Origin of the sequence: Paraburkholderia sp. BR10882, assembly GCF_040948855.1 — a bacterium.
In the GTDB taxonomy this organism is placed as follows: Bacteria; Pseudomonadota; Gammaproteobacteria; order Burkholderiales; family Burkholderiaceae; genus Paraburkholderia; species Paraburkholderia nodosa_A.
This window is the reverse complement of the sequence record NZ_JBFPKP010000037.1, coordinates 21,834-40,840: the sequence shown is the minus strand read 5'-3', so window position 1 is coordinate 40,840 and position 19,007 is coordinate 21,834. Positions and strand designations below refer to the sequence as shown.

The window sequence follows — 19,007 nt, the reverse complement described above, 5'->3', positions numbered from 1 at the left end:
ATCTCCCGATCAAAATGGCGTCCGCCGAACAACTTCTCCGGACTCTTCAGCTTGCTCATCGTGGCTCCTCGGTTCGTCTTCTTCCGACAACTCTAACCCATTCGCCGGCCCTATTTGCACCAGAGCCCGCCGGCGTGGAATGCGTACGGTCAGGTCCGCAAGCGTTCGGATGCCGTGGGCGTACAGTGCGCTCACGGTGCGCGGGGCGAGCCACAGCGCGACATCGTCTGTCACTTGCGGCTGAGGTGGCGGTAGCGATTGCAGCGTCCTGATCGCACGTTCGACGGTGCTCGCGCGGTCGTGCCGTTCCGTCGTCGTGTGCTCGAAGACGGAATGACGTGAACGGCACAGCGGCCTGGCAAGAAACCTGGTTTTTGAAATGGCTCTCGAAGCCGCGGACATTTTAGGGTTTGTCAGGGCGCGATTCTCATCGTGGCGCGGAGAGCAATCTCCATAGCGACGCCAGATAGATTTAGGCAAGCCAACCACGAAGTCAAAGCCCAGGGTTGCAAAAACGGAGGCGGCCATAGATTCAAAAGCCGTAACACGAGAACCATCGGGGAAATCTTTTTATGTCAATTTTTTCCACAGACATGCTAAATTATTTTGCGAATAGTAAAAATGCATGTATAGCGACGGAAACTGTCGGGTCTGCAATGGGAAGACGCGCCATGCCGTCGGCATCGAGAAGGAGTTGCTGAAGCGGTTTGCCGCGCATCCCTCAGAATTTCGGAGAAGCACATGACAGTTACTTTCGAAGATGCATTTGCGAAGGCGCAGCAAACAAAACTAAATCGTCGACTGCTGGTAGCACTTATCGATCATACCGAGACCCGCTGGTGGGGTGGTCATGTCGATAAATGGAGGCCGAACGAAGCGTTGTTTTCCTGCGGCGCGTCACTGAGGCAATACCGAGGACTCGTAACACGTTTCAAGAGAGGTAAATCAGCTAAGGCACATGTTCTATTTTTGCACAATAACGGCACGTTCGGTACCGCCATGTTTGGCGTGGAGTCAGCAGAGGAAGCGCAAGGTCTTCTACATGCCACATTGGTTGAAATACGTCGCAGAACGTGGAATTGATAGACAGCGGCGCGCAGATGGATATGCGAATATGGGAGCCGCGAGGCGCTAGCCAACGGGCTTCAACGCTGCCGGCATACAGCGTGCCACAACCGTCAACCTCGCCGACCGGTGACGTTCGCCGACATCGGCAGTTGAGCTCGGCATCCTGAAACACAGGCCAAATTCCCTGGATCAGGGTTAGCGGAGTTAGCGATGACATACCGTCGATTCGGGTGACCGCTCACCAGTTGTCGACGACCGGATCGAGCGACGGTGACGCACTCGGATCGTCGGGATCTGGAAAGAGTGCTTCTTGCAAGATCGCGTCCTTCAATTGTTGGACCCCGAATGTCTCGAGCGCTTGTCGCACGTTGGCCTCGTTGTAGTCGAGGCCCACCGTGGCGGGCAAGTCGGTCGACGCCAAGTCAGCCTCCATCTTGTTTTTCTGCTGCAAGAGTTGAAGGTCTATCGCGGACGTGATGTTCTGGATCATCGAATTTGTCCTCGTGTGTACCGCTATGTGCCATATCGTCGGCGCCATTGGAACTGAGCCGACCCAAAGCGTTGCTCAGCACTTTGCGTGCGAGTGCAGTGTGGTTCATCGCATCGGCCGCTGACACGCATGACGCTAGCGCGGCCGCGCTCAGCCGCTGCGCCACCTCGAAGGAGTTGAACCGCATGATCTCCTCGCCCCACTCGATGGTAAAGGCATCAATATCGCGGCACGACACCTCCACGTTCGGATGGCTACGGGCAAGGCGCTCGCGCACGCTTGATGCGATTCGCTTCGCGTGGTTGGGCACGAAGACGCGTACAGGCATATCGACGCAGCCGCGCTTGCCGTTCGCGAATGCCTCGGCAAGCCTCTGGAGGAACTCCGGCTCGCCGATAAATTGCTGCAGTGACGCGCGCACTTCGCGTATGACTTGTTCTCGCAACGCCACTTGCAGGTGCGTGGAGCGTGCGACGTAGTCGGCGAGTTGCTCGCTCATCATCAAGAATCCGGCGGTGTGGCCATCGCGGGCTGCTTGCTGGCGGCAAGCCTCGGCCTCATCAAGGGCCGAGTGCACGAGTTCCTGCGCGCGGTGCTTCGCCTCCCGCATCAAGGCTTCGGCGCGGGCCGCCTGCGTGAGTGGCTTGCGCTTGATCAGCACACCGGCCTCGGCGGCGATGGTGTCAGGATAGCGATGTAGGCTAGAGAAGGGCATAGCGCACCGCAAAAATGAACAGTGAAGGGTTCCAAATGCTGGCCGACTCTACGTTGCGTTCGATCTGCTTCCCAAGCTCGAGCTCGAATGCCTGCGGAAAGAGCAGCGCCAGGCGAGGTAGAAGTGGCTTCGGCAAGCATCGCAGCGCACTAGACATCGTGGCCATTCCGGCGGCGAGGACATTGCTGTCGTCCGGTCCAAGATCCTCCGATATAGCCGCTTCGACGGCTACCGGCACAGACGCAAAACGTTGCGCTATCGGATCGAGGTGCAGATATCGTCGTTGTTCGACAAGCGTCGCTCGCAGACGCCGAACTCCCATGAGAAAGCAGATGCGCGGCAGACGGGACCAATGCGTTATGCAGAGATGCAAATATGGATCGTCTGGGAGCGTGAAATCGATGCGCGTGTCCAGCGCGTTGCGTTCGATCAGAAACTGGTTCGCGATGCTGCGCGGCAGTTGACCTAGTGCGCCCCCAGTTGCACGACGACGATCGGGGTCTATATAGTCGTACGGACCATACATGATACCCATCAGCGCGGAGCGATTCACGGCCATGACCTCGCGACCTTCCACATTGCTTGACGGCGCCGCTGCCGGCGGCTTCGCGGTGCCCGCTGTCATAAAGGAGCCGACGCCTTGTTTGCCGGCGTCGACTCCATATCACTGACTTGCGGTGCTGGGACGTCCGAGTCGGGCTCTGACGCATGCGAAGCTTGACGGCGCCTACGCAGAAGCAGGATCAGCCCACCGCTCACTGCCCCAATGACGGCAGGGATCCCCGGTAGCGCATAGAGCCATGAGTCGTCGCGGCCCGTTGCGGGCTGGGAGATCATCATGCCGGATATGGACGGTGCCTCGCAGAGAATGACGGAGATGCTGTCGTATTCGATATTAAGGAAGCTGTTCTTGATGAAGCGTTTCACTTCGCTCACGAGCAAGTCCCGGTTTACCGCGTTGCGATAGGTGAGCAGCACGGCGACGTGCATGGGACGTTCACCCTTGCCGTCCTCGTCGCTTGATTTTAGCGGATAGCTAATCTGAACGCGCGCGCGCGCGACGTTGTTCATGGCAGTGAGGTTCTGCTCGAGCCGCTGTTCGACAGCCGACAGCAGCCGGGATTGCTCTGCCATGGGAGATCCGACGAACGTGTCGGCCGGAAACGCATGAGCCACTTCGACCCGCGGCGGCGTAGGCAGGTCGAATTTTTGCAGCAGCTCGACGGCTACTGGAAAATCCGCCTGCCTGACGGCGACGGCGAACTTCGTTTTACCCTGATCTTGCTTATCTGCAGATAGGTTATGCGCTTGAAGAACAGCGACTATTTCGTTCGCTTGCTGCTCGGACAGTCCTGCAAGCAGCTTCGGTTGATAGCAGCCCGACAGAATAAGCAATATCGGCAACACCTTTACAGCTACCGGGTAGCTCATGACGTTTGCGCCTTTATGAGTGTTTCTACGGCAGATATCGCCTTGCGTGTGAGGGTACTGACCAAGGATACGTATATGTTGTAGTTGGAAAGGTCGGTTTGCAGCGCGAATAGCTGCTTTGGATCGCTGAAGGTTCGAAAATCGGCGATACGGTCGTCGATCCGGGCGCTATCAGTACCCGCCTTACGGTTTGCATCGACGAGTGCATTTGCCACGAGTTCGCCGAGAGGCTGGGGTTCCCCCACAGCTTCAATTTCACTGAGAGTTCGCATCCTGGATGCTGCTTGCACGTGGGTGATGTTCATGGGTTGGGCGATTTAAGGCAATGCTGATTAAGTCCACCGCTTGTGCGCGTCACGCGTTATAGAGCGCGCAACCAACGAGAAAGGCAAAAGACAATGAAGCAGCAGGCGCTCGCGATGGCAGCGGATCAAGGTGCGGGGTCCGAGACCCGATGCAAACGCACGCGGCGCGACGAGTTTCTTGACACGATGAACACGATCGTTCCGTGGACCGAACTGTGCGCGGTAGCCGAACCGTATTACCCGAAACGCGGCAACGTTCGCCCGCCGATTGGTTTGGAACGCATGCTGCGGATTCACTTCGTGCAGCACTGGTTCAATCTGGCCGACTTCGCTAGCGAAGGGGCCCTGTATGACAGCACCAGCCTGCGTCGCTTTGTGGGCATTGATTTGGGCTGCGAAGCCGTACCGGATTCGACAACGCTGCTCAAATTCCGGCACCTGCTTGAGAAGCACCAGCTGGGTGAACGACTGTTCACCGAGGTGGGGCGGGTGTTGCAAGCCAGCGGCATAAGGCTTGCCAGCGGCACCATCGTGGACGCGACGCTGATCGCCGCCCCCAGTTCGACCAAGAACAAATAGCAGGCGCGCGACCCCGAAATGCATCAGGCGCGCAAAGGCAAGCAGTGGCATTTCGGCATGAAGTTGCACATCGGGGTCGACAGTCAAAGCGGCCTGGCACATAGCGCGGTGGTCACGCCGGCGAACGTCCATGACAAGCATCCGCTGCCAAAATTCCTGCATGGGCAGGAGCAACGCGTCTATGGAGATAGCGCCTATGCGAGCCAGAAAGCGCTGATCCGCGGCAAGGTCCCCAAGGCAAGCGACTTCACCAATCAACGTACGCGCCGCGCGGGCGAAGTTGACGAGGTAGCGCGCGGCAAGAATCGCAACAAGTCGAAGATCCGGGCTCGGGTTGAGCACGTGTTTGCGGTCGTCAAGCGCCTGTGGGGCTTCACGAAGGCGCGCTATCGCGGTCTGGCGAAGAACGCCAATCGCGCCTTCGTCGCGCTGGCATTGACCAACGTTTATCTCTCGCGCAGGCGATTGATGGCACAGGTACGCCCGTAATGGGCGAACAGCGGGCCGCAGGCCCGTGCGCAACGCCTTGGTGGGCAGGAAATGCAGGCGGAAAGCTTCACTCACGATGACTCTGCCTCTGTTTGCGCCCGAACCGATGAATACAACGGCTTGTTCAGCGTTGCCTTAACCGCTTGGCTGTACATGTCAGCGGTAGTTGGCGATGATGGCTGAGTCAATATCCTTGATGGCCTTCACCGCGCTGCTCTGCGCACTACGGTACAGGTTATATTCAGACAGTACGGCCTGGTACTGCGTTAGGTATGACGGATCGGACGGGTGCTGCTGTAAATTCGTCATGGCGGTCTTCAACTGATCGCCGAGGTCGGCAATGCCGGTGTCGAAGCCGGCGCTGACGTCTTCGATATGGCCAGAATAGTTTGTGCCGGGGATATAGCCGGTCATTGTCGGTCTCCAGTCAGATGTTGAGGAAAGGTCAGGAAACGTGATTGACTAGGATCGATGCCTTGCGCTTCATATCCGAAGACGATATGCCTGATCATCAGGTTCGATTTCGCCCATCTATATGGACCCCCAGTGATTTTGTCGATCCATTCAAAGCTGCCGCACTGTATTTCGACAGCGTGGGGATTAGCCTAAGTTCAGTGTAGCAGCTGTCCACGCGATTTTATGTCATGAAAAATAAAATTTAGATTTTATTTAGTTCTGGCATAGGTGTATGTCGTTTGTGACTGTTTCATCATTTCCTTCTTAAGGATATTTGATTTTTTTACTTTATTCATTGACCAAGGCGCGCCGAAGAATATGATGAACTGGCGTGGACATTGGTCTTGTCTAACTACGTCGTTTCACATATCTAGGGTTGCACGGTGGCTAGTGGATTTGCGACGCCTGAGTCTTCCATAGCTTCACCTGGCGAATGCAAGTTGCTGTCGGGCTCGTCTATCTGGTTGCTGAAGCCAATGAGCGAGCGTACGTCGGTGGAGGTGGTAATGGACGAAACGCGCAACCATTTGACCATCGCTACGGGGAAAACGATTTTGCTTGCCACCAACGAGGGCGTAAAGGCCGTATCGGCAGAGAACCCATGGAGTTTTCACAAGATTTCCCTTTGCGATGCAGCGAAACTTCTTGTCTTTCTGGAGCGGAACCGTGAAAACGTTCCGTCTGGGCGACAACGCCGGAAGCAGGCGGTGATTATTGAGACCCCCGGTAACCTGACCGTATGGAACTTCGAAGCGTGGCTGATCAGGCAGGCCGTCAGGTGGGATGCGCGAGCCGTACCGTTGTTCGATTTTCTCCGCGCGCAGGAAACATACGGGCTGGTCCGTTTTTTACTCGATGAGAGTGTCGGCATTACGTCAATTGCCGCGTTGAGCCAGCGATACGGCGTCTCCGAGTCACATTTCAGGCGGCTCTGCCGACAGGCATTGGGAAATGGTCTCAAACTTGAATTGAGGAGATGGCGCGCGGCGATGGCCGTGCTAGATGTAGTGGGGGGCAGCGAGAGTTTGACGGACCTCGCGACGAGGCACGGTTTTTCGTCGTCGTCCCATTTTTCGAGAGAAATCAGGAACCTGTTTGGTTTTTCACCCCGCCAGGTCAGGCGTAGTCCATGAGGAATGTCACGATGAATGACCTTGCGGCAAAGTGGTCGGCTATCCTGGTGGCGTCGGTGCTCTCGATGCGAGCTGCACACGCGATGCCAGAGGCGCTTGTCAGATACGGAGAAGAAGCGGTTTCTGCGGGCGCAGCAGTGCCACGGTCATCGCCTCCTGGCGAGGGTGCCATGGGGCACTCCACGGCTGACGGCATCGCGGCGACACAGTCCACTGTGGCTGATGCTGCCGGGTTGCGGCCACTGCTCCGGGAAGAATCGACCTCCCGCGCGCGGACGCCGCCCGTTGCAATGGACAACTTGCAACCTGCACCCCTCGAAACACGTAGCGCGCAGAGCGGCGATTCTCCCGGCGCTGATAGAAGCGACCACGAGTCGAAGTTCATAGCCAACGACGTCAGCAGCGGCACATTGCTAAACGCGCTGTCTGGTCAGATGAACCGGCCGATCGTCGCGAGCGAGAAAGTGCGCAAAAAGCGCGTCACGGGAGAGTTCGACTTGGCGCACCCGCGCGCGCTACTACGGCAACTGAGCGACCGCATGGCACTTCTTTGGTACGACGACGGCTCCGCGATCTACCTCTATGACAGTTCTGAGATAAAAAATGCCATGGTGTCGATGGAGCGCGCGACGGTACAGAGCCTTCGTGCCTTCGCGCGTGCGACGGATCTCTATGATCCGCGCTTTCCGATCCGGGGGGCCGATCTGGGCGGCACATTTTATGTAACCGGCGCACCGATCTACGTCAACCTGGTGACGGCGGCGGCCAAGTACCTCGATCAGCCGCACTTGAACAACGGGACGGAGAAACAAGTCGTCAAGGTCGTCCGCTTACAGAACGGCTTTGTCGAAGACCGCACTTACGATCTGAGGGACCGCCACGTGGATATTCCCGGGATTGCTACTGTCCTGACGCAGATTTACGGGGACGGCGGCAATTCCCGCCTTGCGTCAAGTGCCGCCGAGCTGCCGACTGCAACGACGACGCGAAGTGCTGCATTAGCAAATGCGAACACCAACGTCAATCCAAAGGGGGATGTGCCGTTTTCGATGAGTGCTGCGTTGCCTGCTCCCGATTTGAGTTCTCCACAACCCTCGGTTCCGCCGCTTGCTGCGCTGAGCCCTCCGCCCAGCATGGCGGTCAGCGCGACGGACGGCGTGCGGGCCGTGGCGTATCCGGGCACCAACAGCATCGTGTTGGCTGGACCGATGGACAAGGTAGTCGACATGGAGATGCTCATCGATTCGCTGGATATGCCAAAGCGCCAGATTGAACTATCCCTATGGATCATCGACATCAAGAAGAGCTGCCTGAACGAGCTCGGCTTGAATTGGCAGGGCAAGGTCCAAGGAGGCAATTTTTCCATCGACCTGAACGAATCAAGAAACTTTACCACGCTCGACGGCGCACACTTTCTCGCCTCTGTGGCGGGTCTGAGCCAAAAGGGTGATGCGACGGTCGTTTCCCGGCCGGTATTGCTTACGCAGGAGAACGTGAAGGCGACATTCGACAGTAACCAGACGTTTTACGCGAAACTGATCGGCGAGCGCACGGCCCAGCTCAGTCACGTGACCTTCGGTACGATGATCGACGTGCTACCCCGCCTGACGAAAGACGGCTCGCAGGTCGAGCTGGATATCAATGTAGAGGACGGAAACGCGGATTCGCAGTCGAGCGACTCAAATACCACGCTGCCGCTCGTGAGTAGAACGAGGATCAACACGGTGGCCCGCGTGCCGGGTGAGATGAGCTTGCTCATCGGAGGGAACACACGCGAGAACGTCGATCGTGAAGATTATCGCATTCCAGGCCTCGCTTCCATTCCACTGATCGGCGCGCTCTTCCGCGGCCATACCGAGCGGCACGAGCAAGTTGTGCGTGTATTCCTGATTCAGCCAAAGCCGCTTGCCCATGGTGTGGGATGGAACGACGGTCAAAGCTGGGAGCCGGGCGATGTGTCCGGGAATCAACCGCTGCGCGACACCGTGCACCTTCTGCAACCCTACTTGGAGAAGCAGTGATGGTCACGCTCATTGGTGGGTCATCGTCCTCACGCGCACCTCGCCCGTCGCGGGAATTGCACTCGCGGTTCGGCGCGGAACGCCCAAGCAATGGTGGCCCGGAGCGCATCGCGATGACGGCGACACCGGACATCAACTCCGTGGTCTCCGAAGTCACGGACAACGCCGGCGAGATGATGGCTAAGTTCGGGCGCCAGCGTGTATACGAGCGCAAGGCTCGCCGTAGCGAAGACTTTATGCGTATTTTGGACTCGGACGTCGATGAAAAACTGGATGAGCTCGCGCAGATGGTCAGGCACGGTAGGGTGAGCGTAACCACGCTGATTCGCGAAGCGCGGGGGCGTTTTCGTGACGACAGCGATCTTCTGCTCGCGTTACGTGAGCTTCGTCACGGCAAAACGCTTAGCCGCGACAATGTTCATATTATCGAGAAGGCCGTCGGCGAAATAGTGCGTGGTGGCGATCACAAGGAAATTAGGGCGGGCATCAACGTAGCAATGAAGGCGAAGGTGTTCGGCAACCGTATAGAGCTCGATCCTGCGCAACTGCGAAGCCTCTATCGCCAGTTCCTTGACTTCCAGGGCAGCTACCTGGTCGTCTACGAGGATTGGATCGAACAGTTTGGAGCGGGTAAGCGGAAGTGGATTATCGAATATGTGAGTGCGGCGCTGGCCTACGATATGCAGTCGCTTGATCCAAGCTATGGTTGTCCCGCCGAGTTCGGTCCGCTGATCGCGACGGTGCGCAACGTGCGCATGCTTTCGTCCGCAGACAAGCTTTTCGTCGATAAGGTCATTGACGACGCCCATTCTCGCGACCGGCTTGTAACGGAGGAATGTGCGCTGCAACTGCTGCTCGAGGGCTTGAAGCACCCGCTTGAAATTGAGTGCGTCTTGCTCAATGCTCTTGGCCCGGTCATTGTGCGGCTCGATCCAACATCGCGCTCGCGACTAATGCAGGTTATCTTGCGCGGTTTCGCCAGTATCCCGATCGGCCTTTACTCGGCGGTCGGTGCTCGCCATGCTTTGATCGCGAACATGCGGACTATGAACGACAAATTGTACAGATCGGAGCGCAGGCGAGCGCTTCGCGACAGGACCAACCGCCATCATTGAACATCCTCTGGATGAAGTTCTGCCAACAGCTTCAAGTTTATGGATTACTTTTCAAGCCGCACCTAAACGGAGCGGGCGGCTACGGCGGGCTGGTGGCTAAGCGCGCTGCTCGCTTCTCCATAAGCAGCGGTCCCGACCGGCAGGAAATTTGTTCGGCTACATATCGCGGCGTGGAGCCAAAATCTTCGCCGGCCACCACCGACAGCTTGCGCTCGCAAACGACAGTGCGGGGATGGGTGTCGGAGCGGATGCACACTTTTCGAGCGATGCTCGATTAGGGCTTCTACGCTGTTAGATACCGGAGCGGTAACAATGCACAGTAACCTGTTGGATCTGTTCGAGCGGCGTGCCCATCTACGCAGCATGAAGGGTCACATTATCGAGGCTCCCCTGCCAGGTGTGTCGATTGGTGAGCTTTGCCTGATCCACTCCTCAAGCGAGTGCGACGACTTAGTTGGCCGCGCACAAGTAGTGGGCTTCAATCGTGACGCGGCGATTCTAAGCACGCTTGGCAGGACCACAGGGCTGTCGCGTCGGGCGGTGATCGTGCCGACCGGCGGGCGTCTTTCTATTGACCTATCGCCACGGATGCTTGGTACCGTCATAGATTCGGCCGGGCAGTGCACCGACGTTTTCCGTTCGGATGAGGTCAACATGACGCTCGGGTCAATGCGCAGGATGGATGTCGACATGCCGCCGCCCAACTACCTGGACCGCAGGCCGATTGCGCGACCGCTGGAAACCGGCATTCGTGTGATTGACGGGCTACTCACTTGTGGCGTTGGGCAGCGGGTCGGCATTTTCGCATCCGCAGGCTGCGGCAAAACTTCGTTGATGAAAATGCTGATCGATCATTCGGCAGCCGAGATTTATGTAATCGCGTTGATCGGCGAGCGTGGTCGGGAGGTCTCCGAATTCGTAGAGGTAATCAAAGCCTCCCGACGAGCCAACAAGACGATCATAGTCTACGCGACGTCAGATTGCTCGTCCGTGGACCGGTGTAACGCGGCTCTACTTGCAACAACGATCGCCGAGTACTTCCGTGATATTGGCAAGGAAGTAATGCTGTTTCTGGATTCAGTGACACGCTACGCGCGCGCGATGCGTGACATGGCCCTGGCCACCGGAGAGGCACCGGTGCGGCGCGGTTACCCGGTCTCGGTTTTCGAGGGGATGCCGCGCTTGCTGGAGCGGCCGGGGCAGACCGCGACGGGCAGCATCACCGCGTTTTACACCATATTGCTCGAGAATGAGGAGGAGCCTGATCCGATCGGCGATGAGATCCGCTCCCTCATCGACGGTCATATTTATCTGAGCAGGAAGCTGTCCGAAAGGGGGCATTTTCCGGCTGTCGACGTGCTCAAAAGTGCGAGCCGGCTGTTCGACGAAGTCGCGGATACAGCCCATCGTCAGTTGGCCACGCAGTTTCGTCGGCATCTCGCCCGCCTCGATGAGATACAGATCTTTCTGGACCTAGGCGAGTACCGCCGAGGCGAAAACAAGGAAATCGATGATGCCATCGACAAGCGTCCGGCGCTCGACGCTTTTCTTCAGCAGCCTCTCGGAGAACCATCCGCTTTCCAAAAAACGCTGGAGCAACTAGATGAAACACTCGGTTGAAGCAAAAAAGATTGTCGGCTTGCTGCAGAGCCGACGGTGCCGCCTGAACATCGCGATGCAACGACAGCGCGACGCGCTCGCAGACATCGACAGCAAGCTGGTTAATGTACGTGACCAGATCAGCCGGCTTCGACAGGATATTTCAAAGCACGCGGGCAGCGTGCGATATGACCGCGGCGGACTTATGCGCGCACGAGGCAAGCAAGCGGTCATCAAGTTCGAAATTGCTTGCAGTATGTTGCAGGAAGCCTCTCTCATCGAACACCGCGAGCGGATTGATCAGCATTTGCGGGCGAGTATGCAAGCGGTGGTGATGCTTGAGCAGCGTAAATGCAAACATAGTGAATGGATCCAGCGAAAGCGCCTACAGGAAGACCTGCGTCTTCAGTCGGCCGTCGACGCAGAACTCCAGGAAGGAAGACATCGTGCCAATCAATTCTATAAATGACAGCTGCACCGTCGCCGAACCTTCTCGATCTGAGTGCCCGTCGCAGCCAGTGAGTGACGCATACGCCGCGGCATATCAAAAAATTCACGACAATACGATCCATGACGGCTGCGCCATCGCTACCCCGTGGGGCGCCGAACTCACTTTGCAGGCCGCACGTGGAGTAAGTGGCGCCTCGACGTACCAGAAGACTCATCGCAATATGCGACTCGACGATGACTTCGCGGATTTGTGGGAAATCGGTGCATCGAGAAAAAAAAAGAAGACCCCCGATCCACGACATGGCAATCTATTTATTCCACCCACGCAGCAATGGAGTGAACGAAGCGCGGTGGCTAGCTCAAAGTCCGCCGCAGGTAGCGCTGCGGGTGAACTAGCGCCGGTTCTCACGGCCAATAGTCCCCCATTGCCTGTTTACGTCAAAGAGCCGTCGTGTGAAACCGATCGTGGGGCGTCGCGGACGGCTCGCGCTAACGCCGTCGGTATGGTATTTGCCACTGACTGTATCCACCCGACAGGGGGTTTTTCGTTGCACTATAGGTTCAAGAGCTGGCATGGACAGCCGGCCGTCGATCTTCGGTTTGAGCGGAAGGGCGCTGAATTTGTCGTGGCGGCTGCCACGAAGCACGCCCGCGTGACGGACACGATGCAGCATCATGCCGATGCCCTTCCGTCTGAGTGGACGCTGCGGTTTGAGCGCAAACAGCTTGACAGTCAGGACAAACGCCCGCTATGGCCAGTCCAGCAGCAAGAGGCGGACGAGCAATGAGTCAGCCTCTGAACCTCCGAATATTGTGCAAGGACGACCTGCAGCTCTACCTGAGCATGCGAGCGTTGCAGTCCTCCGGCCGAGCTGCCGCTTTGCGCAAGGAGGCGCCACCGCTTGGCTACGCGTCGCTGCGAGCCACCTATAACGGCCACCAGTACGACGGATGGGTTGACCTCCTCACGCTCGCGCGGAGGCACTATCCGGGACTCGATCAACTCGCGTGGTGTGCGGTTGACGAGCGCTATCTGCTTGAGCTGTTCGGCAGCACAGAGCTGACTGAGGTGCTTTTCGGGCCTGAGGGCGACTGGTCCGAGGTGCGCCTAACGGGCGTGGTCCGGGACGCGCTGCCGGTACAGACGTTACTGTGCCTTGAGGACGGGGGGCGTGCCAAAGCGCTCTTTCGAAACTTTCCATACCCCCCGCCCGAGCTCGCGTCGCATTCGGCTGCACACGTCAATGCGTTACCGCTCAGTGTGCGTTTTTGCATCGGCGCGACATACGTTCCGTTGAACCTTCTGCACAGAATCAATGTGGGGGACGTTCTGATTGTCCAATGTGAAAGCAACCGGTTCTTTGCAGGAGGCGAGCTGCTCGCTGGTTTCAACTATGAAGGAGTGGACATCGTGTTGAAGGAAAGTCTTGAACCGTTAGAGGTTACGGATATCGAATCGGTTAACATTGCCGTTGGCGGAACCGATGCAAAGCCATTTTCGGTCGATGCATTGCGGGTTCGCGTCGATTTCACGCTGGACGAGCGCACAATGGCGGTTGCGGATATCGCGCGGCTCCATCCAGGCGCCGTGATCCCGTTGAGATCAAGCGCCGTCACGCAAATTGCGATGCGCGCAAACAACCACCTTTTTGCTACCGGCGAGCTGGTGCGGGTAGGTGAGCAGTTGGCTGTCGAGATCAGGACGCTGCTCTGCGCTTCGCCGGAGCCATCCCGTGGCGAATAACGAGCTATCTCTCATTGTTATACTGACCGTAGCGGCGATGCTACCATTTATCCTCGCTTCGGGTTCGTGCTACCTCAAGTTTTCTATCGTGCTCGTGCTCGTTCGCAATGCACTGGGTATTCAGCAGGTACCTTCAAACCTCGTTCTAAACAGTATCGCGCTGATCATGTCGCTGTTCGTAATGACGCCTGTGGCCGAGAAAGCCTATTTTTTTCTGCAGGACCACAGGGTCGACGTGATGGATCGCCAGTCGCTCGATGATTTCCTCGAAAATGGTCTGGGTGACTACAAGCAGTACCTACAGCGCTATTCTGATCCAGAGCTTGTCAAATTCTTCGAGAGTGCTCAAACGGGCCGCCTGCGAAGCAAGAAAGACGGGGATGGTCGCGATACAGCGTACGCCGCTGATGACCTGTCCGAGAACTCGTTCTTTGCGCTGATGCCTGCGTACGCACTTACTGAAATCAAGAGCGCGTTTCGCGTCGGATTCTATCTCTATCTGCCATTCGTGGTCGTCGATATGGTGGTCTCGAGCGTGCTTCTCGCGCTTGGCATGATGATGATGAGCCCCGTGTCGATTTCTGTGCCCATAAAGCTCATCCTGTTTGTTGCGATTGACGGGTGGACACACGTCTGCAAGGACCTGGTGATGCAGTACCTGCAATTGATGAATTAACGCGATCAGTGTTGGCGGAGCCGCAAAAAGGGAGCGCTATGGGTGAACTCGGATACGCCGGTGATAAGGCCATTCTTCTCGTCATTTTGATAAGCGTGGCGCCAATCGCAGTAGCCACGGCCGTGGGCCTCGTGGTCGGTCTCTTCCAGACGGTCACACAGCTACAGGAACAAACACTGCCATTCGGCTTGAAGATGCTCGCGGTGTTCGGCTGCCTTCTGCTCATGTCTCAATGGATTGGAGGAAAATTGACGGCGTTCAGCGTCGAGATGATCTCGATTGCTCTTAAATGACGGTGTTCGTGATACAAGTTTGAGGGTAAGTGACGGTGCTCACTCAGCAACTGCTCTACCGGGAAATCGGGGCGCTGGCGATCGGGTATGCGCGCGTAGCACCGGTCTTCTATCTCCTGCCGTTTCTCAACGACAGGGTGATCGTCAGCACTGTTCTCAAGAACACGATCATCTTCTTCGTGGTCGGTGGACTCTGGCATGCGGTCGGTCATCCGCTGTGGGAAAGCAGTACGGCTATGCTTTGGCTGGCAGTGCATGAGGTGACGGCGGGGCTCGTGCTTGGCGTCACGCTTTCGTTGCCATTCTGGGTCGCCATTACCGTCGGTGAGCTGGTCGACAATCAGCGCGGCGCCACGATCAGCGACTCGATCGATCCGGCTACGGGGGTAGCGTCATCAATACTTGCTCCCTTTCTCAGCCTGTTTTATGCAGCTCTCTTTCTACAACAAGGTGGGATGCTATTTATCGTCAAGGCAATTTTCGAAAGCTACCTATATCTCCCTGCAGGCGCGACGCCACACGTGAATATCTGGCATTTTGGCTCGCTGTTGTCAAACCTCGTGGGAAAGGGCGCCGCACTCGCGACGCCTGCGCTACTTTCCGTGTTCCTCTCCGACGTGATCCTCGGCTTGTTCTCACGATTCTGCCCACATGTCAACGCATTTTCATTGTCGCTTGGCGTCAAGAGTATTGTGGCGTTCCTCGTGTTCCATCTGCATTTCCTGCAGGTGGGCCTGTTCGTTTCGACGGTGCCTTTCCATCTGGACCGTTTTTCAAGTTTGGTGTATTGAACTATGACCGAGAAAACGGAAAAACCTACCTTTAAAAAGATGCGCGATGAGGCAAAGAAGGGACGGACGCTCAAATCAAAGGACATCGTGGTGGCGATCATGCTCGTAGTCGGCGCCACGAGCCTAACTTCAGCGATCGACTTCAGTCTCGTACGGGTTGCGCTCGCCAGCGTGACCACGAGCGGTTCGATGCCGGATCCGCAAACATACATGCGAGGATGGACCCTGGTATTTCTGCGCGTGGTTGCTCCGTTCGTTATGGTTTGTGCAACGGCGAGTGTCCTGACGAGTCTCGTGCAAAGCCGTTTTACTCTTGCTTTGGAAGCGGTTAAGTTCGATCTTTCTGCGATTTCACCGGTGAAGGGCTTCGAGATGCTGTTCAACTTGCGTACGGTGAAAGAGGTCGTGAAGGCGTTGCTATACGTTGCGGTATGCGTTGTCACGGTGTGCATTTTTATACACGACAGTCGTCGAGAGTTGCTTCTGGCGTCTGCTGCCGACGCTTTCGCCATCGCACATATCTGGATCACGCTGACGCAGCGGCTCATTCTATTTTTTCTGCTTTTCTCAATCCCAGTGCTGCTGCTCAATCTGCGTATGGACTATTTTCTCTACCTGAAGGAGCTGAAAATGGAGGTCCACGAAGTCAAGCGGGAGTATAGGGAAGATCAAGGCAATCCTGAGGTCAAGTCGAAACGCCGTTGGCTTCATATGGAATTGCTGTCAGAGGCCGTCAAGGCGGCAATTGAGCAGTCCAGCCTGTTGCTCGCAAATCCAACTCATGTCGCGATCGGGATCTACATGGATCCGAACATTGTGATGCTCCCGTTTGTGTCGGTTCGTGAGGCGAACGCACGTGCGCTCGCGGCAATCCGGTACGCGGAAAGCCTCGGCGTGCCCGTCGTGCGTGATGTAGCGCTAGCGCGCTCGGTTTACCAGAATTCGCGGATACATGGCTTCGTGAGTGGAAAAGATTTCGAAGCTGTCATGCGAGTGCTTAGCTGGTTGAAGGACGTGGAAGCGGCGAACCGCGCGATCGAGTTTTCCACCGATGCTACGGATGGAGAGGATTTGATCATGAACGAGGAGGGCGAAGCGATCGACGAATCCGTCCGTCCAGTTTACAGTAAATCTGATTGACAAGCAGCTATAGACGATTTTTGAAATACATCCGAGAGATAATGGCGTATCTTCATATCCGTCCTCCGGGTGCAATCGAGATGGCGCTGAACCTACGTTTTATTACTCAGGGAAGTCCACAGCATGATCCAAACCGCTATGGATGCGAGCACGAATTCCGCAGCGCTCGGCGATGCCGAAATCGAGCGCATTGATGCAGCGGTGATTGCGGCAGTGCAAAGTGGCGCCTCACTAAAGGATTTGCAGGGTGTTTCGAAAGATTTGATGGATGGAATTTACGCATTTGCCTATCAGTTCTATCAGCAGGGAAGGCTCGACGATGCTGAAACATTCTTTCGTTTCCTTTGCATCTATGATTTTTATAATGCCGAATACGCACTTGGGCTGGCGGCGGTATTCCAGCTCAAAAAGAACTACGCGAAAGCGGTCGATCTTTATGCGCTCGCGTTCTCACTTTCCAAAGAGGATTACCGGCCGATCTTCCATACGGGTGAATGTCACCTGATGGCGGGGAAAGCCGGATTGGCGCGTCGCTGCTTTAGCGCCGTAGTCGAGCGATCGAGCGATGCGCGTTTAAAGGAGCGCGCCGCCTCATATCTGAGTGGCTTGGACGAAGTCCGCGTTGGCGCGCAGAAGGAGGTGTCGACCACCATCACCCTTGATTGCAATAAAGGCGAAACGTCATGATCGCAGTCAAGAGTAAAGCCACTGCCGATGGTTGTCAGGAGCATCCGTTTCGAGAGGCTATCAGCGGTCTCGGAACGATGGCATCTGAGAGGTATGTAGATGTTGTCGCGAAGGCGCAGGAGCAGTTTCTCGCAAGGCTCTCGCAGATAGCTTCCGAGCGAAACAATAGCGAGTTATCTGGTCGCTTTGACCGACGTGACGACATGCCGCAGCTTGCCGCACCGGCTGCGCTGAGGATGGAGTCGTCTAACGGAGTCAATAGTTACGGCAGTGGGGGGCAACGCGGCAATGATGTCCAGCGATTCGATGATGCTGTCCGTTTAACGCAGATCGTTTCCGACCTCATGAAATTGATTGAGCGTGGCAGTCCGGAAATGCTGAAAAGCAACGCGGAGTCGTGGCAGGCGCGCAGCGATGCGGCGAAGGAACAGCTTGAAAACGCAAGTCATGCATACGAGCGCGCGGTTCAGGACGCGGCCGACGCCGTGACTGCGGCCACGGACGCCGCCGACATTGCTGAAAGGTGCAGAAGTGAGGCCGATGAAGCGGACAAGGACGCCGAGGGGACCAAAGAGCGGTTCGATCAAGCCGGGAATAATCATGTTCCGCGAGAGGAGTTGGACAGGTTGAAGGTTGAGTGGAAGAAGGCCTGCGATGTAGCGAAGCAAGCGGACAACGCCGCGCTCGCCGCAGCGAGAAAGGCAGAAGCGGTGAAGCAGCAGGCCGTGGACGCGTCGAATAGCGCGGCCGACGCAGAGAGTACCGTCGATTCGGCGATAACCAATGCTCAGACTGTATTTGAATCAAGCTCATTCTCCCATATCGCCCCCGCCGCGCCGCCATTGCGCGGGGCGGCCGCGCTCACCGCGATTTTTGCCGAGCTGGTAGGGCTTATTGCGAAGGGTAACCTTGCAGAGCTCACCGCAAATGAAAGATTCTTCCAGGAAATGCAGGCGCGTCGTTTGGAGCAGTTACAAAAGAAGTCAGTGGAATACGCGAAGCAGGTCAAAAAGGCAGAGATAATGCAAAAAGTGATGGGCCGCGTAGGCGAAATCCTCGGTTGGGTGGCCATCGTGGTTTCCGTTGTCGCGGTGCCGTTCACGTCCGGTGGGAGTCTCGCTCTGGCGGCAGTGGGTCTTTCGCTCGCGGTGGCGGACGAGGTCAAAGTGGCCACGACGGGCTCGTCGTTCACCGGCGAGCTTGTGAATCCGGTCATGGAAAGAGTCCTCAAGCCGATCATAAGCTCTATCGAGGAAGCAATCACGCGCGCACTGGAATCGTGTGGCGTCGAAAGCGATAAGGCGCAGACGGCCGGCGCGATCGTCGGGGCGGTACTGGCCAGCATCGCGGTCCTTGCAGCGGTGGTCGCCTCCTGCTTGCTTGCCAGGGGGGCGGTCTCGAGCGTGACCCGATTGCTCTCCAGTCAGCTTGCGAGGTTAATGGACTCCAGGCTCGGCCGCATGGTGACAAGGACTGTCGACAACGCTCTGGAGAAGCTGGGTGGGATTCGACTCCATCGCAGCGTGGTCGGTCTGTACATGGGATGCGAATTGGTACAGGCAGCAGGCAACATCGTGGTAGGGCTCGATGAGCGACGCGCCAAGACTACGTTGGCCGCCGTGAAGGAGGCCCTTTCCGATCTTAAGATCATCGACGATGCGTTGAATCGGGCAGTGGAAGCATTCGCGCAGCACAACCGAACCTTGAGCGAGATTTTCCACAATATCTCTGACACGGTCGAAGCGGAAATGCTGAATGGCGTGGTCATTCTGCGGAACGCCCGCGCAGTCTAGCAGGCTGTTGAAATACCTCCCGCATACGTCAT

General features: G+C 56.9%; 21 protein-coding genes and 2 pseudogenes. 16 read left to right on the top strand and 7 right to left on the bottom strand.

Annotated features, from left to right (window positions below; genetic code table 11):
* Positions 1-126: 126 nt before the first annotated feature.
* A pseudogene (locus AB3X99_RS39780) lies at positions 127-330 on the bottom strand (phage integrase family protein); the annotation flags it as partial.
* Positions 331-741: 411 nt separating this feature from the next.
* Between AB3X99_RS39780 and AB3X99_RS39775 the strand changes: the two are divergent.
* Positions 742-1,083, top strand: a complete 342-nt coding sequence (locus AB3X99_RS39775) for a hypothetical protein (RefSeq protein ID WP_368661936.1) — start codon at positions 742-744, stop codon at positions 1,081-1,083.
* Positions 1,084-1,306: 223 nt separating this feature from the next.
* Here AB3X99_RS39775 and AB3X99_RS39770 read toward each other — a convergent pair whose 3' ends face one another.
* From AB3X99_RS39770 to sctI, 5 genes are read right to left on the bottom strand one after another with little or no spacing between them, the layout of a single operon-like run.
* Positions 1,307-1,489, bottom strand: a complete 183-nt coding sequence (locus AB3X99_RS39770) for a hypothetical protein (RefSeq protein WP_368661935.1) — start codon at positions 1,487-1,489, stop codon at positions 1,307-1,309.
* Position 1,490: 1 nt separating this feature from the next.
* Entirely contained in the window at positions 1,491-2,273 is a 783-nt protein-coding gene (locus tag AB3X99_RS39765) for an HrpE/YscL family type III secretion apparatus protein (protein ID WP_368661934.1), read from the bottom strand.
* Positions 2,260-2,898: a type III secretion apparatus protein OrgA/MxiK gene (locus AB3X99_RS39760; RefSeq protein WP_368661933.1), complete on the bottom strand. Its 639-nt coding sequence runs from the start codon at positions 2,896-2,898 to the stop codon at positions 2,260-2,262. The genes AB3X99_RS39765 and AB3X99_RS39760 overlap by 14 nt, the downstream gene beginning before the upstream one ends.
* Positions 2,895-3,704: a type III secretion system inner membrane ring lipoprotein SctJ gene (sctJ, locus tag AB3X99_RS39755; RefSeq protein WP_368661932.1), complete on the bottom strand. Its 810-nt coding sequence runs from the start codon at positions 3,702-3,704 to the stop codon at positions 2,895-2,897. The genes AB3X99_RS39760 and sctJ overlap by 4 nt, the downstream gene beginning before the upstream one ends.
* The gene (gene sctI / locus AB3X99_RS39750; protein ID WP_368661931.1) at positions 3,701-4,009 is read right to left on the bottom strand and encodes a type III secretion system inner rod subunit SctI; all 309 of its coding nucleotides are present in this window, start codon (positions 4,007-4,009) and stop codon (positions 3,701-3,703) included. The genes sctJ and sctI overlap by 4 nt, the downstream gene beginning before the upstream one ends.
* Positions 4,010-4,102: 93 nt before the next feature.
* Between sctI and AB3X99_RS39745 the strand changes: the two are divergent.
* Positions 4,103-5,077 (top strand): annotated as a pseudogene (locus AB3X99_RS39745) (IS5 family transposase).
* Positions 5,078-5,233: 156 nt separating this feature from the next.
* Here the strand turns inward: AB3X99_RS39745 and AB3X99_RS39740 are convergent.
* Complete coding sequence (locus AB3X99_RS39740; RefSeq protein ID WP_368661930.1) at positions 5,234-5,491, bottom strand: type III secretion system needle complex protein; 258 nt, start codon at positions 5,489-5,491, stop codon at positions 5,234-5,236.
* Positions 5,492-6,039: 548 nt separating this feature from the next.
* On the opposite strand from AB3X99_RS39740, the gene AB3X99_RS39735 reads away from it, so the two are divergent.
* The 14 genes from AB3X99_RS39735 (at position 6,040) to sctE (ending at position 18,975) form a co-directional block, all read left to right on the top strand.
* Positions 6,040-6,666 carry a helix-turn-helix domain-containing protein gene (locus AB3X99_RS39735; protein ID WP_368661929.1) on the top strand — a complete coding sequence of 209 codons (627 nt, stop codon included), beginning with the start codon at positions 6,040-6,042 and terminating at the stop codon, positions 6,664-6,666.
* 11 nt (positions 6,667-6,677) lie between these two features.
* Positions 6,678-8,687, top strand: a complete 2,010-nt coding sequence (sctC, locus tag AB3X99_RS39730; protein ID WP_368661928.1) for a type III secretion system outer membrane ring subunit SctC — start codon at positions 6,678-6,680, stop codon at positions 8,685-8,687.
* A complete protein-coding gene (gene sctW, locus AB3X99_RS39725; protein ID WP_368661927.1) occupies positions 8,687-9,802 on the top strand; it encodes a type III secretion system gatekeeper subunit SctW in 1,116 nt (371 codons plus the stop codon). Before sctC ends, sctW begins: the two co-directional genes overlap by 1 nt.
* Positions 9,799-10,080 (top strand): hypothetical protein, encoded by a 282-nt coding sequence (locus tag AB3X99_RS39720; protein ID WP_368661926.1) that lies wholly within the window; start codon positions 9,799-9,801, stop codon positions 10,078-10,080. The genes sctW and AB3X99_RS39720 overlap by 4 nt, the downstream gene beginning before the upstream one ends.
* Before the next feature lie 34 nt (positions 10,081-10,114).
* Positions 10,115-11,422, top strand: a complete 1,308-nt coding sequence (gene sctN / locus AB3X99_RS39715; protein WP_368661925.1) for a type III secretion system ATPase SctN — start codon at positions 10,115-10,117, stop codon at positions 11,420-11,422.
* Positions 11,406-11,870 carry a hypothetical protein gene (locus tag AB3X99_RS39710; protein ID WP_368661924.1) on the top strand — a complete coding sequence of 155 codons (465 nt, stop codon included), beginning with the start codon at positions 11,406-11,408 and terminating at the stop codon, positions 11,868-11,870. The genes sctN and AB3X99_RS39710 overlap by 17 nt, the downstream gene beginning before the upstream one ends.
* A complete protein-coding gene (locus AB3X99_RS39705; RefSeq protein WP_368661923.1) occupies positions 11,848-12,639 on the top strand; it encodes a hypothetical protein in 792 nt (263 codons plus the stop codon). The genes AB3X99_RS39710 and AB3X99_RS39705 overlap by 23 nt, the downstream gene beginning before the upstream one ends.
* Positions 12,636-13,595: a FliM/FliN family flagellar motor switch protein gene (locus tag AB3X99_RS39700; protein ID WP_368661922.1), complete on the top strand. Its 960-nt coding sequence runs from the start codon at positions 12,636-12,638 to the stop codon at positions 13,593-13,595. The genes AB3X99_RS39705 and AB3X99_RS39700 overlap by 4 nt, the downstream gene beginning before the upstream one ends.
* The gene (locus AB3X99_RS39695; RefSeq protein ID WP_368661921.1) at positions 13,585-14,271 is read left to right on the top strand and encodes an EscR/YscR/HrcR family type III secretion system export apparatus protein; all 687 of its coding nucleotides are present in this window, start codon (positions 13,585-13,587) and stop codon (positions 14,269-14,271) included. The genes AB3X99_RS39700 and AB3X99_RS39695 overlap by 11 nt, the downstream gene beginning before the upstream one ends.
* Before the next feature lie 38 nt (positions 14,272-14,309).
* Entirely contained in the window at positions 14,310-14,564 is a 255-nt protein-coding gene (gene sctS / locus AB3X99_RS39690) for a type III secretion system export apparatus subunit SctS (RefSeq protein WP_368661920.1), read from the top strand.
* Between the two features lie 29 nt (positions 14,565-14,593).
* Positions 14,594-15,355, top strand: a complete 762-nt coding sequence (gene sctT / locus AB3X99_RS39685; protein ID WP_368661919.1) for a type III secretion system export apparatus subunit SctT — start codon at positions 14,594-14,596, stop codon at positions 15,353-15,355.
* A 3-nt stretch (positions 15,356-15,358) separates the two neighbouring features.
* Entirely contained in the window at positions 15,359-16,495 is a 1,137-nt protein-coding gene (locus AB3X99_RS39680) for an EscU/YscU/HrcU family type III secretion system export apparatus switch protein (RefSeq protein ID WP_368661918.1), read from the top strand.
* A gap of 138 nt (positions 16,496-16,633) precedes the next feature.
* Positions 16,634-17,182, top strand: a complete 549-nt coding sequence (gene sicA / locus AB3X99_RS39675; RefSeq protein ID WP_368661938.1) for a type III secretion system translocator chaperone SicA — start codon at positions 16,634-16,636, stop codon at positions 17,180-17,182.
* The gene (sctE, locus tag AB3X99_RS39670; RefSeq protein ID WP_368661917.1) at positions 17,179-18,975 is read left to right on the top strand and encodes a type III secretion system translocon subunit SctE; all 1,797 of its coding nucleotides are present in this window, start codon (positions 17,179-17,181) and stop codon (positions 18,973-18,975) included. The genes sicA and sctE overlap by 4 nt, the downstream gene beginning before the upstream one ends.
* Positions 18,976-19,007: the final 32 nt, after the last annotated feature.

What these genes read in the sequence shown, in the direction of transcription:
- AB3X99_RS39775 (WP_368661936.1), top strand. Translation starts at nt 742, where the DNA reads ATGACAGTTACTTTCGAAGATGCATTTGCGAAGGCGCAGCAAACAAAA.
- AB3X99_RS39765 (WP_368661934.1), bottom strand. Translation starts at nt 2,273, where the DNA reads ATGCCCTTCTCTAGCCTACATCGCTATCCTGACACCATCGCCGCCGAG.
- AB3X99_RS39760 (WP_368661933.1), bottom strand. Translation starts at nt 2,898, where the DNA reads ATGACAGCGGGCACCGCGAAGCCGCCGGCAGCGGCGCCGTCAAGCAAT.
- sctJ (WP_368661932.1), bottom strand. Translation starts at nt 3,704, where the DNA reads ATGAGCTACCCGGTAGCTGTAAAGGTGTTGCCGATATTGCTTATTCTG.
- sctI (WP_368661931.1), bottom strand. Translation starts at nt 4,009, where the DNA reads ATGAACATCACCCACGTGCAAGCAGCATCCAGGATGCGAACTCTCAGT.
- AB3X99_RS39740 (WP_368661930.1), bottom strand. Translation starts at nt 5,491, where the DNA reads ATGACCGGCTATATCCCCGGCACAAACTATTCTGGCCATATCGAAGAC.
- AB3X99_RS39735 (WP_368661929.1), top strand. Translation starts at nt 6,040, where the DNA reads ATGGACGAAACGCGCAACCATTTGACCATCGCTACGGGGAAAACGATT.
- sctC (WP_368661928.1), top strand. Translation starts at nt 6,678, where the DNA reads ATGAATGACCTTGCGGCAAAGTGGTCGGCTATCCTGGTGGCGTCGGTG.
- sctW (WP_368661927.1), top strand. Translation starts at nt 8,687, where the DNA reads ATGGTCACGCTCATTGGTGGGTCATCGTCCTCACGCGCACCTCGCCCG.
- sctN (WP_368661925.1), top strand. Translation starts at nt 10,115, where the DNA reads ATGCACAGTAACCTGTTGGATCTGTTCGAGCGGCGTGCCCATCTACGC.
- AB3X99_RS39710 (WP_368661924.1), top strand. Translation starts at nt 11,406, where the DNA reads ATGAAACACTCGGTTGAAGCAAAAAAGATTGTCGGCTTGCTGCAGAGC.
- AB3X99_RS39700 (WP_368661922.1), top strand. Translation starts at nt 12,636, where the DNA reads ATGAGTCAGCCTCTGAACCTCCGAATATTGTGCAAGGACGACCTGCAG.
- sctS (WP_368661920.1), top strand. Translation starts at nt 14,310, where the DNA reads ATGGGTGAACTCGGATACGCCGGTGATAAGGCCATTCTTCTCGTCATT.
- AB3X99_RS39680 (WP_368661918.1), top strand. Translation starts at nt 15,359, where the DNA reads ATGACCGAGAAAACGGAAAAACCTACCTTTAAAAAGATGCGCGATGAG.
- sicA (WP_368661938.1), top strand. Translation starts at nt 16,634, where the DNA reads ATGGATGCGAGCACGAATTCCGCAGCGCTCGGCGATGCCGAAATCGAG.
- sctE (WP_368661917.1), top strand. Translation starts at nt 17,179, where the DNA reads ATGATCGCAGTCAAGAGTAAAGCCACTGCCGATGGTTGTCAGGAGCAT.